This is a genomic window from Klebsiella sp. JN_Kp121, from assembly GCF_040062145.1.
Classification (GTDB): Bacteria; Pseudomonadota; Gammaproteobacteria; order Enterobacterales; family Enterobacteriaceae; genus Klebsiella; species Klebsiella aerogenes.
Map to the genome: position 1 here is coordinate 18,163 of NZ_JBEAHX010000008.1, position 13,071 is coordinate 31,233.

Annotated in this window: 14 protein-coding genes and 1 other annotated feature (1 of these 15 only partly in view); of the genes, 10 read left to right on the forward strand and 4 right to left on the reverse strand. The window is 55.3% G+C overall.

Annotated elements, in window-relative coordinates:
• Positions 1-93: 93 nt before the first annotated feature.
• Entirely contained in the window at positions 94-1,761 is a 1,668-nt protein-coding gene (gene ettA, locus ABLU86_RS13205; RefSeq protein WP_348796311.1) for an energy-dependent translational throttle protein EttA, read from the reverse strand.
• 219 nt (positions 1,762-1,980) lie between these two features.
• Between ettA and sltY the strand changes: the two genes are divergently transcribed.
• Complete coding sequence (gene sltY / locus ABLU86_RS13210; RefSeq protein ID WP_045365402.1) at positions 1,981-3,918, forward strand: murein transglycosylase; 1,938 nt, start codon at positions 1,981-1,983, stop codon at positions 3,916-3,918.
• 87 nt (positions 3,919-4,005) lie between these two features.
• Positions 4,006-4,332: a trp operon repressor gene (gene trpR, locus ABLU86_RS13215; RefSeq protein WP_042892502.1), complete on the forward strand. Its 327-nt coding sequence runs from the start codon at positions 4,006-4,008 to the stop codon at positions 4,330-4,332.
• On the opposite strand, the gene yjjX is transcribed toward trpR, so the two are convergent.
• Positions 4,319-4,834 (reverse strand): inosine/xanthosine triphosphatase, encoded by a 516-nt coding sequence (gene yjjX / locus ABLU86_RS13220; RefSeq protein WP_015704327.1) that lies wholly within the window; start codon positions 4,832-4,834, stop codon positions 4,319-4,321. The genes trpR and yjjX overlap by 14 nt on opposite strands.
• 113 nt (positions 4,835-4,947) lie before the next feature.
• Here yjjX and gpmB point away from each other — a divergent pair, with 113 nt between their 5' ends.
• Positions 4,948-5,595 (forward strand): 2,3-diphosphoglycerate-dependent phosphoglycerate mutase GpmB, encoded by a 648-nt coding sequence (gene gpmB / locus ABLU86_RS13225; protein WP_015704328.1) that lies wholly within the window; start codon positions 4,948-4,950, stop codon positions 5,593-5,595.
• On the opposite strand, the gene robA is transcribed toward gpmB, so the two are convergent.
• Positions 5,592-6,461 (reverse strand): MDR efflux pump AcrAB transcriptional activator RobA, encoded by an 870-nt coding sequence (gene robA / locus ABLU86_RS13230; protein WP_015704329.1) that lies wholly within the window; start codon positions 6,459-6,461, stop codon positions 5,592-5,594. The two genes, gpmB and robA, sit on opposite strands and share 4 nt — an antisense overlap.
• Before the next feature lie 208 nt (positions 6,462-6,669).
• On the opposite strand from robA, the gene creA reads away from it, so the two are divergent.
• Genes creA through creD form a run of 4 tightly spaced genes read left to right on the forward strand, consistent with a single transcriptional unit; the run spans position 6,670 to position 10,684 of the window.
• On the forward strand, positions 6,670-7,143 hold the full coding sequence (gene creA, locus ABLU86_RS13235; RefSeq protein ID WP_020079661.1) for a protein CreA: 474 nt from the start codon (positions 6,670-6,672) through the stop codon (positions 7,141-7,143).
• 12 nt (positions 7,144-7,155) lie between these two features.
• Positions 7,156-7,845, forward strand: coding sequence for a two-component system response regulator CreB (gene creB, locus ABLU86_RS13240; RefSeq protein WP_015368366.1), 690 nt, complete (start codon positions 7,156-7,158; stop codon positions 7,843-7,845).
• On the forward strand, positions 7,845-9,269 hold the full coding sequence (gene creC / locus ABLU86_RS13245) for a two-component system sensor histidine kinase CreC (RefSeq protein ID WP_015704331.1): 1,425 nt from the start codon (positions 7,845-7,847) through the stop codon (positions 9,267-9,269). The genes creB and creC overlap by 1 nt, the downstream gene beginning before the upstream one ends.
• 59 nt (positions 9,270-9,328) lie before the next feature.
• Positions 9,329-10,684, forward strand: coding sequence for a cell envelope integrity protein CreD (gene creD / locus ABLU86_RS13250; protein WP_164514945.1), 1,356 nt, complete (start codon positions 9,329-9,331; stop codon positions 10,682-10,684).
• Positions 10,685-10,749: 65 nt separating this feature from the next.
• Here the strand turns inward: creD and arcA are convergent, their stop codons facing one another.
• Positions 10,750-11,466, reverse strand: coding sequence for a two-component system response regulator ArcA (gene arcA / locus ABLU86_RS13255; protein ID WP_002887843.1), 717 nt, complete (start codon positions 11,464-11,466; stop codon positions 10,750-10,752).
• A gap of 95 nt (positions 11,467-11,561) precedes the next feature.
• Between arcA and yjjY the strand changes: the two genes are divergently transcribed.
• From yjjY to thrL, 3 genes are all read left to right on the forward strand, one after another.
• Complete coding sequence (gene yjjY, locus ABLU86_RS13260; protein ID WP_001541509.1) at positions 11,562-11,702, forward strand: protein YjjY; 141 nt, start codon at positions 11,562-11,564, stop codon at positions 11,700-11,702.
• Between the two features lie 396 nt (positions 11,703-12,098).
• A complete protein-coding gene (locus tag ABLU86_RS13265) occupies positions 12,099-12,785 on the forward strand; it encodes a tRNA/rRNA methyltransferase (protein ID WP_032706622.1) in 687 nt (228 codons plus the stop codon).
• Between the two features lie 210 nt (positions 12,786-12,995).
• On the forward strand, positions 12,996-13,064 hold the full coding sequence (gene thrL / locus ABLU86_RS13270) for a thr operon leader peptide (RefSeq protein WP_004222578.1): 69 nt from the start codon (positions 12,996-12,998) through the stop codon (positions 13,062-13,064).
• Positions 13,003-13,071 (forward strand) — a sequence feature (Thr leader region) (it continues 50 nt past the right edge of the window). (Overlaps the previous gene by 62 nt.)

The following is a 13,071-nucleotide window of genomic DNA, read 5'->3' on the forward strand; positions in this document are numbered from 1 at the left end:
TTTGCCGGATGGCGGCGTGAACGCCTTATCCGGCCTACAAGTGCTACACGCCTAGTAGGCCGGATAAGCGTAGCGCCATCCGGCACTTACAGATTACTTGGCAATGCGTTTGTACTTGATACGCTTCGGCTCCAGCGCATCGGCGCCGAGGGTGCGTTTCTTGTACTCTTCGTACTCGGTAAAGTTACCTTCGAAGAACTCAACTTTACCTTCATCCTGGTAATCCAGAATGTGGGTCGCGATACGGTCAAGGAACCAGCGGTCGTGCGAGATAACCATGGCGCAACCCGGGAACTCCAGCAGGGCGTTTTCCAGTGCGCGCAGGGTTTCGATATCCAGGTCGTTGGTTGGTTCATCGAGCAGCAGGACGTTACCGCCGACCTGCAACAGCTTCGCCAGGTGCAGACGACCACGCTCACCGCCGGACAGTTCGCCAACGCGTTTGCCCTGGTCGACGCCTTTGAAGTTAAAGCGGCCAACGTAGGCGCGGCTCGGCATCTCGGTGTTGCCGATCTTCATGATATCCAGGCCGCCGGACACTTCTTCCCAAACGGTTTTGCTGTTGTCCATCGCGTCGCGGAACTGATCGACGGAAGCCAGTTTAACGGTTTCACCCAGCGTGATGGTGCCGGAATCAGGCTGTTCCTGGCCGGACATCATGCGGAACAGGGTGGATTTACCCGCGCCGTTCGGACCGATGATACCGACGATAGCGCCTTTCGGTACGGAGAAGCTCAGATCGTCAATCAGTACGCGGTCGCCGTAAGATTTGCGCAGATTGCTGGCTTCCAGAACTTTATCGCCCAGACGCGCTCCTGGCGGAATGAACAGTTCGTTGGTCTCGTTACGTTTCTGGTATTCGACGTTGTTAAGCTCTTCAAAGCGCGCCAGACGGGCTTTACCCTTAGACTGACGGCCTTTCGCGCCCTGGCGAACCCACTCGAGTTCTTTCTCGATAGATTTGCGGCGTGCAGCTTCCTGAGAAGCTTCCTGCGCCAGACGCTGATCTTTCTGCTCCAGCCAGGAGGAGTAGTTGCCTTCCCACGGAATACCTTCGCCGCGGTCAAGTTCGAGGATCCAACCGGCGACGTTATCGAGGAAGTAACGGTCGTGGGTAATCGCTACCACGGTGCCTTCGAAATCGTGCAGGAAGCGTTCCAGCCAGGCGACGGATTCGGCGTCGAGGTGGTTAGTCGGTTCGTCGAGCAGCAGCATGTCTGGTTTTTCCAGCAGCAGACGGCACAGCGCGACGCGGCGGCGTTCACCACCGGAAAGATTGGCGATTTTCGCATCCCAGTCCGGCAGGCGCAGGGCATCAGCCGCACGCTCCAGCTGTACGTTCAGGTTATGGCCGTCGTGCGCCTGGATGATCTCTTCGAACTTGCCCTGTTGCGCGGCAAGCTTATCGAAGTCGGCATCCGGCTCGGCGTATTTGGCATAAACTTCGTCCAGGCCTTTCAGCGCGTTAACCACTTCGGCGACCGCTTCTTCAACGGATTCGCGCACGGTGTGCTCCGGATTCAGCTGCGGCTCCTGCGGCAGATAGCCGATTTTGATGCCGGGCTGCGGGCGCGCTTCACCTTCGATCTCGGTGTCGATACCGGCCATGATGCGCAGCAGGGTAGATTTACCGGCGCCGTTCAGACCGAGAACACCGATTTTCGCGCCAGGGAAGAAACTGAGGGAGATATTTTTCAAAATATGACGTTTCGGCGGAACCACTTTGCCGACACGATGCATGGTATAAACGAATTGAGCCACGTTGGACTTCGCCTCTTTCTATTCTGATAGATAGTTCAAAGGCGAAGTGTAGCCTTTTTCGCGCGGTAATCCCAGCGAGGCGACAGGATTCACAGAAGCGTAAAAAAATGTTCAGGACATGGCATGTTTTCAGTTGTCTGATTAGCATAACTAAGCAATACCTGAATTTTTTGAAGCGGCACGATGCCGCGGTGATGCACCAAACTAGAGGAAGAGCTTGTGGAAAAAGCCAAAACTACGGCATGGCGTCTTCTGGCTGCCGGCGTGAGTCTGCTGACGCTAAGCCAGCTGGCGCATGCGGATTCACTGGATGAACAGCGCAGCCGCTATGCTCAAATTAAACAGGCGTGGGACAACCGCCAGATGGATGTCGTCAACCAGTTGATGCCCACGCTCAGCAGCTATCCGCTGTATCCCTACCTGCAATATCGACAAATTACCGATGACCTGATGAACCAGCCGCCGCTGGTGGTCACTAATTTCATTGCGGCGAACCCGACCCTACCGGCGGCGCGTTCGCTGAAATCACGCTTTGTTAATGAGCTGGCGCGGCGCACCGACTGGCGCGGCTTACTGGCGTTCAGCCCGGATAAACCGGCGACAACCGAAGCGCAGTGTAACTACTACTACGCCAAACTCAGCGTCGGCCAATCGCAGGAAGCCTGGAGCGGGGCGAAAGAGCTGTGGCTAACCGGCAAGAGCCAGCCAAATGCCTGCGATCCGCTGTTCAGCGCGTGGCGCGATTCCGGGCAGCAGGATCCGCTGGCCTATCTCGAACGAATTCGTCTGGCGATGAAGGCGGGCAATACCAGTCTGGTCCGCGTGCTTGCTCAACAGATGCCGTCAAACTATCAGAGCATCGCTTCGGCGGTGGTGGCGTTAGCCAACGATCCCAATAGCGTGATGACCTTTGCCCGCACCACCGGGGCCACTGACTTTACCCGCCAGATGGCGGCGGTCGCTTTTGCCAGCGTCGCGCGTCAGGATGTAGAAAACGCTCGTCTGATGATCCCGTCGCTGGTGCAGGCGCAGCAGTTGAATGAGGATCAAACCCAGGAGCTGCGCGATATTGTCGCCTGGCGCCTGATGGGCACCGATGTGACCGAAGCGCAGGCGGAGTGGCGCGATGACGCCATCATGCGTTCGCAATCAACCTCGCTGGTGGAACGCCGGGTACGTATGGCGCTCGGCAACGGCGATCGTCATGGGCTGAACACCTGGCTGGCGCGTCTGCCGATGGAGGCGAAAGAAAAAGACGAGTGGCGCTACTGGCAGGCGGATCTGCTGCTGGAGCGCGGGCGCGATGACGAAGCGAAGACGATCCTGCATTCGCTGATGCAGCAGCGCGGCTTCTATCCGATGGTTGCCGCTCAACGTCTGGGCGAAGAGTACACCTTCCGCATTGATAAAGCCTCCGGCACTATTGACCCGGCGCTGGCCTCTGGCCCGGAGATGGCGCGCGTTCGCGAGCTGATGTACTGGAACATGGACAACACCGCGCGCAGCGAATGGGCGAACCTGGTGAGCAGCCGGACCAAATCGCAGCAGGCGCAGCTGGCGCGTTACGCGTTTGATCAACACTGGTGGGATCTCAGCGTGCAGGCGACGATCGCGGGTAAATTGTGGGATCAACTGGAAGAGCGCTTCCCGCTGGCGTACAACGATCTGTTCGCACGTTACATTAGCGGCAAAGATATTCCGCAGAGCTACGCGATGGCGATTGCGCGTCAGGAAAGCGCCTGGAACCCGAAAGTGCGTTCACCGGTCGGCGCCAGCGGCTTGATGCAGATTATGCCGGGCACGGCGACGCATACCGTCAGCATGTTCAGCATTCCTGGTTATAGCGGCCCGTCTCAGCTGCTGGATCCGGAAACCAATATCAACATTGGTACCAGCTACCTGCAGTACGTCTACCAGCAGTTCGGCAATAACCGCATTTACGCTTCCGCCGCCTATAACGCCGGGCCAGGACGCGTACGCACCTGGCAGGGCAATAGCGCCGGGCGCATCGATGCGGTGGCATTTGTCGAGAGTATTCCGTTCTCGGAAACCCGCGGGTACGTAAAAAACGTCCTCTCTTACGATGCCTATTACCGCTACTTTATGGGCAAGCAGGATAACTTGCTGAGCGACGCCGAATGGCAACAGCGTTACTGATCGTCCGTAAGTATGTTATTCTTTGTACTCGTTGATGAGTACATTCGACGGGCAGCCTGGCTGCCCGTCTCAACATGGCGACGTAACATGACCCAACAATCTCCCTATTCAGCGGCCGTGGCCGAACAACGTCATCAGGAGTGGCTGCGCTTTGTGGCGCTACTGCAGCAGGCCTACGACGAGGATCTTCACCTGCCGTTACTGCAGCTGATGCTGACGCCCGACGAGCGCGAAGCGCTGGGCACCCGGGTGCGTATTATTGAAGAGCTGCTGCGCGGCGAGATGAGCCAGCGCGAGCTGAAAAACGAACTCGGCGCCGGTATTGCTACGATTACTCGCGGCTCAAATAGCCTGAAATCCGCGCCGGTAGAGCTACGCCAGTGGCTGGAACAGACGCTGCTTAACGATAAATAGCGTTATGGAATGGGCTGAGCGCCAGTACTACCGCCTGATGGTAGACGCTGCTGCGCGTCAGCTTACCCGCGGTAAAGACGCCGATAGCGCCCTCTTTGCGGCCTATCTGGTCGATCCCGGTATGTTGCGACATGACCGGCCCCAGCGCTTCTCCGGCGCGAACCTGCGCAAGGATCGCCTCCGGCAGCGGCAGGGTCGCCGAGCGCGCTTCGCCACGCTGCTGCCGGCTCTCAATCACTACCCAACTGAAGGTGCTGCCTTCGTCGATCCCGGCTTCGATCGCCACCCAAAAATCGGCTTCCGGCTGTGCGATCCGGGCATTAGCGACGCGATTTCGTGCGCCAGCCCGCGTTTCCTCGCTGCCGAAGGGTTGTTCCGGCACGCCGCTCTCGACGGCGACGGACTCAATATGGCAGGATCCTTCGCCGAAGATCTCGTTAAAAGCCTGCAGAATTGCCTGAATTTTGGCGGGATTAGTGGTAGCTGAGACAACATGGTGCATAATCAAAACAACTCAGAATTAATTAACGTCATCGCAGTATACTCTAAATCACTCTGGCGGCAGCCGATCGCGCTGCTCGTTGAATGATGAAGGGTTCAGAACGGAAAATAAGCATGTTACAGGTATACCTTGTTCGCCACGGTGAAACGCAGTGGAACGCCGAGCGACGTATTCAAGGCCAGTCCGATAGTCCGCTGACCGCTCACGGTGAGCGCCAGGCATGGCAGGTTGGCGAGCGCGCCAGAACGCTGGGGATTACCCATATTATCGCCAGCGACCTCGGCCGTACCCGCCGCACGGCAGAAATTATCGCCGAAGCCTGCGGTTGCGGCGTGGTCACCGATTCACGCCTGCGCGAACTGGATATGGGGGTGCTGGAGAAGCGACATATCGACTCGCTTAGCGAAGAAGAGGAGGGCTGGCGCCGTCAGCTGGTCAACGGTACGCCGGATGGCCGCATTCCGCAGGGCGAATCCATGCAGGAGCTGAGCGAGCGTATGCGCGCGGCGCTATCATCCTGTCTGGAGTTACCGCCAGGGAGCCGGCCGCTGCTGGTGAGTCATGGGATGGCGCTGGGCTGTCTGGTGAGCACGATCCTCGGACTGCCTGCTTATGCGGAGCGTCGTTTGCGCCTGCGCAACTGTTCGATTTCACGTGTTGATTACCAGCAGAGCCCGTGGCTGGCGTCAGGATGGGTGGTGGAGACTGCGGGGGACGTTTCGCATCTCGATGCCCCCGCGATGGACGAACTGCAGCGTTAGCGACGAATCGGAATCAGGTACTCGCAGCGCAGCTGAATTGGCGTGGCCTGGTTCCGGTTATCATCTTCCGGATAGAAGCGTTCAATATCCAGGCCCTTACGGCGGGTGAGGTTGAGCATCGGCATACAGGTGCCGTACACCGTCAGGATAAACTCCTGCAGCCCGGTACCTAACCCTTCGTAGGTGAACATCACGTACTCGCCGCCTTCCAGAATCACCGGATGGGAATTATGCAGGTGGCCGTTCGCCAGCTCTGGCGTCAGCGCGGTGGTGTAGAACACCTCCTGCTCGTCATCTTTTTCCAGGCTTGGACGCGGTTCATGCAGGCCGTACAGCGTCGGCGGAATGCTGGGCGCGTTACCGAGGAATTCGCGCCAGAACTGAACGCGCATCTGGTTACGGAATTCAGAAATCTCTTCCAGCTTACAGGTATAGCTTTGGGTCACGCCGACCAGTTGCGTGGTGCTCAGGGTCACGAATTCATGCGTCGGCATGGTAAATTCACCGAGGCGCAGCGGCGGACGCATCCCAAACGAGCTCCAGTCCGCAGAACGGCGATAGAGCGCGGGGGTCAGGTTAAACTGTTTTTTAAAGGCGCGGGTAAACGTCTGCTGAGAATCGAAGCGGTACTGTAGCGCGATGTCGAGGATCGGACGTGCGGTCAGGCGTAGCGCAACGGCGGATTTTGACAGGCGACGTGCGCGAATATAGGCACCGATAGCTTGACCCGTGACGTCTTTAAACATACGTTGCAAATGCCACTTGGAATAACCTGCCTTCGCCGCCACATTATCCAACGAGAGGGGCTGATCCAGGTGACCTTCCAGCCAGCTCAGGAGATCGCGAATAATCCCAGCTTGATCCATAAAATGTCCCCATCCTTTAAACTCAGGTACCTATATTAAGGTAGCGGATAATAGCATTTTTTGATGTTTTAGCATTCAGTGTTTTTTTTGCTTTTAAATGCGATTATCTGGTGGATATCGTTAGTAATTTTGTAAAGCTGTGATCTTTAAACCTTTTCCACAGCGTTTGTGATTATCACGCAGCGGAATTTTAAGAAATGGTAACAATATGAAATACAAGAAGTTAGTAGCAGGGTTGTTCTTACTGGCGGCGGGCCAACTGGCGCACGCCGAGCAAATTGGCTCCGTCGATACGGTATTTAAATGGCTGGGGCCGGATCACAAAATCGTGGTCGAAGCCTTCGACGATCCCGATGTACAGAACGTCACCTGCTATATCAGCCGGGCGAAAACCGGCGGTATTAAAGGCGGGTTGGGACTGGCGGAAGATACCTCAGACGCCGCCATCTCCTGTCAGCAGGTCGGGCCGATTGAGCTGACGGACAAGATCAAAAACGGCAAAAGTCAGGGCGATGTCGTGTTCCAGAAACGTACCTCGCTGGTGTTCAAAAAACTGCAGGTCGTTCGCTTTTATGATGCCAAACGCAACGCGCTGGTCTATCTGACCTATTCGGATAAAGTGGTCGACGGCTCGCCGAAGAATGCCATCAGCGCCGTGCCAATCATGCCCTGGAATAAATAAACGGGAGTCGCAATGCAACAGCCACGGATTTGGTTAGTTGAGGATGAACAGAGTATCGCCGATACCCTTGTTTACATGCTGCAGCAGGAAGGATTCGACGTGACCGTTTTCGGACGCGGGTTGCCCGCGCTTGATGCGGCGCTGCATCAGATCCCGGATTTAGCGATCCTCGACGTTGGTTTGCCCGATATTAGCGGCTTTGAACTATGCCGACGACTGCTGGCGCGCCATCCGGCATTGCCGCTATTGTTTCTGACCGCACGCAGCGAAGAGGTTGATAAGCTGCTGGGACTGGAAATTGGCGCTGATGACTACATCGCCAAACCATTTTCGCCGCGCGAAGTTTGCGCGCGGGTGCGTACTGTTCTGCGTCGGCTACAGAAATTTTCAGCTCCTTCGCCGGTGGTGCGCGTTGGCGAGTTCCTGCTGGATGAGCAGGCGATGGCGATAAGCTGGTTTGGCCAACCGTTGAATCTGACGCGTTACGAATTCCTGCTGCTGAAAACCCTAATCAACGCCCCCGGCCGCGTATTCTCCCGCCAGCAGCTTATGGAACTGGTGTGGAGCGATGCCTACGAGAGTATCGATCGCACCGTCGATACCCATATCAAGACCCTGCGCGCCAAGCTGCGGGCGGTGAATCCGAATGTTAACCCTATTAATACGCATCGCGGTTTGGGCTATAGCCTGGGAGGCTGTTGATGCGTATCGGGATGCGCCTGCTGCTGGGTTATTTTTTGATTGTCGCCATTGCCGCGTGGTTTGTGCTCTCAATATTTGTGCAGGAAGTCAAACCGGGCGTGCGTCGGGCAACGGAAGGCACGCTTAACGATACCGCAACGCTACTGGCGGCGCTGGCTCGTGATGACCTGCTTTCGGCAAACCCGCAGCAAGGGCGGTTGGCGCAGGCGTTTCAGTCGCTTAATCAGCAGCCCATCAACGCCAATATCAGCGGTATCAGGAAAATGCGCAATGAGTATCGCGTCTATCTGACGGATGCTCAGGGAAAGGTGGTGTTTGACTCCAGCGGGCAGGCGGTGGGCCAGGATTATTCGCGCTGGAACGACGTCTGGCTGACCCTACGCGGCCAGTACGGCGCGCGCAGCACGCGCAGCGATCCTGATGATGATAATAGCTCAGTCATGTACATTGCCGCACCGGTAATGGATAACGGCCGTATCATCGGCGTGGTGAGCGTCGGCAAACCTAATCTGGCCATGACGCCGGTGATTAAACGCAGCGAGCGGCGGATCCTGTGGGCTGGCGGCGCGTTGTTGGGGATCGCTTTACTGATCGGCGGCGGGATCGTCTGGTGGATTAACTTCTCAATTGGCAAACTGGTTCGTTACGCCGATTCGGTGACCGCCGAGCGTCCGTTACCTCTACCGAACGTCGGTAGTCGCGAGCTAAGCAAGCTGGCGCAGGCGCTGGAGAGCATGCGCGTGAAGCTTGAAGGCAAAAACGCGATTGAAAACTATGTCTACGATCTCACGCATGAACTCAAAAGCCCTCTGGCGGCCATTCGCGGCGCGGCGGAGATCCTGAGCGAGGCGCCGCCGCCCGAGATCGCCGCGCGTTTCACCGCCAATATTCTTGCGCAGAATACGCGCATGCAACTGCTGGTGGAAAAACTGCTGCAGCAGGCGCGGCTGGAAAATCGTCTGGAGATAACGCCGCAGTTGGTTTCGGTTGATGCGCTTTTCCAACGTCTGGCGGAAGACCGCGACATTGCGCTGACGGCGAAGGCCATCACCTTACGCTGGCAGGAGAGCGGGGTAACGGTGAATGGCGATAGCGAACTACTGGGGCAGGCGCTGGGCAATCTTATCGACAATGCGATTGACTTTACCCCGTACGGCGGTGAAATTTCCCTGGCGGTAGAGATGCGTAATGAAGAGGCGTGGTTGAGCGTCAAGGATAACGGTAGCGGAATTCCTGATTTTGCGCTGGAGCGCATCTTTGAACGCTTTTACTCGCTGCCGCGGGATGACGGCCATAAAAGCAGTGGTCTTGGCCTGGCGTTCGTTCGTGAAGTCGCGCGTCTACATCAGGGCGATATTAGTTTGCACAATCGCCCTGAAGGCGGCGTGGTCGCGACGCTACATCTTCACCGTCCCTTCACATAACTTCAAACACACTGCACATAGCCCCCTTACAGTGAGCCCATCACGATTGGGAGAAGGCTATGATGAAATCACCGTTGTTCTGGAAAATTAGTACGTTGTTGGGCTGTATTTTGCTGTTGTCCGTGCCGCTGATGATGGTCAGAGCGCTTATTGTCGAGCGGGCGGACTATCGTAGCGATGTTGTGGATGCGATAGAGCACAGCACCAGCGGTTCACAAAAGCTGGCCGGGCCGCTGATCGCCATCCCGGTAACCGAGACGCTGACCCGAATGGAGAACCAAAAAGAGGTCGAATATCAGCGTCGCTGGATCTACTACTGGCTACCGGAATCGCTGGCGGTCAGCGGCGCGCAAAATGTGGAGTCGAGAAAAGTCGGCATTTACAGTGGGCAGGTCTGGCATAACACCCTGCAAATTAAGGCGCAGTATGATCCTACGCGGCTGACGGAGCTGAAAAAAGCGAATACCACGTTAGGAAAGCCGTTTTTAGTTCTCAGCGTGAGCGATGCCCGCGGCATCGGCGCCATCAACGCGCCGGTCATTAACGGTACGGCACTGGTCGTTGAACCGGGGCTGGGATTGAACGGCGGCGGTATGGGCATTCATATGCCGATGCCGGTATTAACCGCAGACAACAAACCGCTGGAGATTGCTTTTACCCTCGATCTTAATGGTACCGGCGACTTCTCCGTCGTACCGTTGGGCCGCAACAGCGAGCTGCGGCTAACCAGTAACTGGCCGCATCCGGGATTCCTGGGCAACTTCCTGCCTACAAAGCGTGAAGTGAGCGCCTCGGGTTATAGCGCGCACTGGCAAAGCAGCTGGTTCGCCAACAATATGGGCAGCTATTTCAACGATGATACCGATATTGAATGGCCGCGTTTACCCGCCTTCAGCGTGGACGTGATGTCGCAGGCCGATCAATATCAGCTCACCGATCGGGCGACTAAATACGCCATCCTGTTAATCGCGTTAACTTTTATGGCCTTCTTCGTTTTCGAGAGCCTGACGCATCGCCGTCTGCATCCAATGCAGTATCTGCTGGTGGGGTTATCGCTGGTGATGTTCTACCTGGTGTTGCTGGCGCTCTCGGAACATGTTGGGTTTACGCCTGCCTGGGTCGTTGCCAGCCTGATTGGCGCGGTGATAAACGGCGTTTATTTACAGGCGGTACTGAAAGGGTGGCGTAATAGTCTGTTATTTGTTGCAGCGCTACTGCTGCTGGATGGCGTGATGTGGTTACTGTTGCGTTCTGAGGATAGCGCGTTGCTGCTTGGCACCGGAGTGCTACTGCTGGCGCTGTGCGCGTTGATGTTCCTGACCCGCCGCGTGGACTGGTACGCCTTGTCACTACCGCAAAGCAATCCGGAAAAACCGCAAAGTAAGGATGACGACACGTTACGTATCTGGAAGTAAAAGAGACATAAAAAAACAGCGCCAGAAGGCGCTGTTTTTGCATTATAGCTGCGGCATAACCGAAGTTATTCCTGCAGATCGCCACAGAAGCGGTAACCTTCACCGTGAATAGTGGCGATGATTTCCGGGGTATCCGGCGTGGATTCGAAATGCTTACGAATGCGACGAATGGTCACGTCCACGGTACGGTCATGCGGCTTCAGCTCGCGACCGGTCATTTTCTTCAGCAGCTCTGCGCGCGACTGGATTTTGCCCGGGTTTTCGCAGAAGTGCAGCATCGCGCGGAATTCACTGCGCGGCAGCTTATACTGCTCGCCGTTTGGGCTCACCAACGAACGGCTGTTGATATCCAGTTCCCAACCGTTGAACTTGTAGCTCTCAACGCTGCGACGCTCTTCGCTCACGGTACCGAGGTTCATGGTACGGGAGAGCAGGTTACGCGCGCGGATAGTCAGTTCACGCGGGTTAAACGGTTTAGTGATATAGTCATCGGCGCCGATTTCGAGGCCAAGAATTTTATCAACTTCGTTGTCGCGGCCGGTAAGGAACATCAGCGCGACGTCAGCCTGCTCACGCAGTTCACGCGCCAGCAGAAGACCATTTTTACCTGGCAGGTTGATATCCATGATCACCAGGTTGATATCATTTTCAGACAGGATCTGATGCATTTCCGCGCCATCGGTCGCTTCGAATACATCATAACCTTCTGCTTCGAAAATACTTTTTAACGTGTTGCGTGTTACCAACTCGTCTTCAACGATAAGAATGTGCGGGGTCTGCATGTTTGCTACCTAAATTGCCAACTAAATCGAAACAGGAAGTACCAAAGTCCCTGACCTGCCTGGTACATGCCACAAATTAACATGTCCGGCGTAACATGACTAAAGTACGTAATTGCGTTCTTGATGCACTTTCCATCAACGTCAACAACATCATTAGCTTGGTCGTGGGTACTTTCCCTCTGGACCCGACGGTGTCAAAAACGGCTGTCATCCTAACCATTTTAACAGCAACATAACAGGCTAAGAGAGGCCGAACACCCAATAAAACTACGCTTCGTTGACATATATCAAGTTCAATTGTAGCACGTTAACAGTCTTGTGAAATCATTGCATCGATTTGCGACTTATCGTCACATTTCTTACACAGCTCAATTAGTTGCAACTATGAATTAATAAATGCAGTGAATCCTAAGCCTGTGGGCAAATGAAAACTGAAATATCATTGCCAAACATATGGATAAATGCGTTCTGTTAACATACTCCGTATTGGTGTCCAATGTGAACAGTTTAGTTTTTTTTAAGAGTAAGAAAGCCCATTTTTAGTGATTTTTGTTGCAAATTTGTAAATTTTCGCCGCGTAAAATGGGGGAGACCGCAGAGTCGCGCTGCGTAAGAGGATGAAGAGAAGCACAATGCGTTTATCAATTATTTTGGTGGCGCCCGCCAGGGCGGAGAACGTGGGCGCGGCGGCGCGAGCGATGAAAACCATGGGATTCAGCGAATTGCGGATTGTCGATAGCGAAGCGCATCAGCAGCCCGCCGCGCGCTGGGTGGCGCATGGTTCGGGAGATATTTTAGATAATATAAAAACCTACCCGACGCTTGAGCAGGCCCTGCACGATGTCGACTTTACCGTCGCCACTACCGCCCGCAGTCGCGCGCGTTTTCACTACTACGCCACGCCGCAGCAGTTGCTACCGCTGCTGGAAGAAAAAGCACAATGGATGAAACATACGGCGCTGGTCTTTGGCCGTGAAGATTCCGGATTAACTAACGATGAACTGGCGCTGGCCGATGTGCTTACCGGCGTGCCGATGGTCGCCGATTATCCCTCCTTGAATCTTGGGCAATCGGTGATGGTGTATTGCTATCAGCTGAGCTCACTGCAGCAGCAGACTGCGGTTCAGCAGCCTGAAACCGACGAAAAACAATTGCAGGCGCTTCGTCAGCGGGCGCTTTCACTACTTGGACGGTTGGGGGTCGATGACGACATGAAACTGGCCGACTGGCTACAACAGCGAATCGGGCTGTTACAGCAGCGCGACACCGCCATGCTGCATCGTTTGTTGCATGATATTGAAAAAAGTCTCCCGGAATAAAATACCGTAATAAGTTTTTTTTATAGTTTTGTGTACTGATTGCAATAGCAACAGTCTGGTAATGCGGCGGAAATATCGGGGTGCTGTGGCGGAATGATGGTGTTGGTTGAAAAGTCGCCAATTTAGAAATTCGTTGACTTAAGCAGGCAGATACTTTAACCAATATAGGCAGGACACAAGACAGATAAAAATACAGAGTACACAACATCCATGAATCGCATCGGCATGATTACCACCATTATCACCACCACCATTACCACAGGTAACGGTGCGGGCTGACGCGTAC

Excerpts from the sequence above, each read along its gene's own strand:
- trpR (WP_042892502.1), top strand. The coding sequence starts at position 4,006 with ATGACCCAACAATCTCCCTATTCAGCGGCCGTGGCCGAACAACGTCAT.
- yjjX (WP_015704327.1), bottom strand. The coding sequence starts at position 4,834 with ATGCACCATGTTGTCTCAGCTACCACTAATCCCGCCAAAATTCAGGCA.
- gpmB (WP_015704328.1), top strand. The coding sequence starts at position 4,948 with ATGTTACAGGTATACCTTGTTCGCCACGGTGAAACGCAGTGGAACGCC.
- robA (WP_015704329.1), bottom strand. The coding sequence starts at position 6,461 with ATGGATCAAGCTGGGATTATTCGCGATCTCCTGAGCTGGCTGGAAGGT.
- creA (WP_020079661.1), top strand. The coding sequence starts at position 6,670 with ATGAAATACAAGAAGTTAGTAGCAGGGTTGTTCTTACTGGCGGCGGGC.
- creB (WP_015368366.1), top strand. The coding sequence starts at position 7,156 with ATGCAACAGCCACGGATTTGGTTAGTTGAGGATGAACAGAGTATCGCC.
- creC (WP_015704331.1), top strand. The coding sequence starts at position 7,845 with ATGCGTATCGGGATGCGCCTGCTGCTGGGTTATTTTTTGATTGTCGCC.
- creD (WP_164514945.1), top strand. The coding sequence starts at position 9,329 with ATGATGAAATCACCGTTGTTCTGGAAAATTAGTACGTTGTTGGGCTGT.
- arcA (WP_002887843.1), bottom strand. The coding sequence starts at position 11,466 with ATGCAGACCCCGCACATTCTTATCGTTGAAGACGAGTTGGTAACACGC.
- yjjY (WP_001541509.1), top strand. The coding sequence starts at position 11,562 with ATGACTAAAGTACGTAATTGCGTTCTTGATGCACTTTCCATCAACGTC.
- ABLU86_RS13265 (WP_032706622.1), top strand. The coding sequence starts at position 12,099 with ATGCGTTTATCAATTATTTTGGTGGCGCCCGCCAGGGCGGAGAACGTG.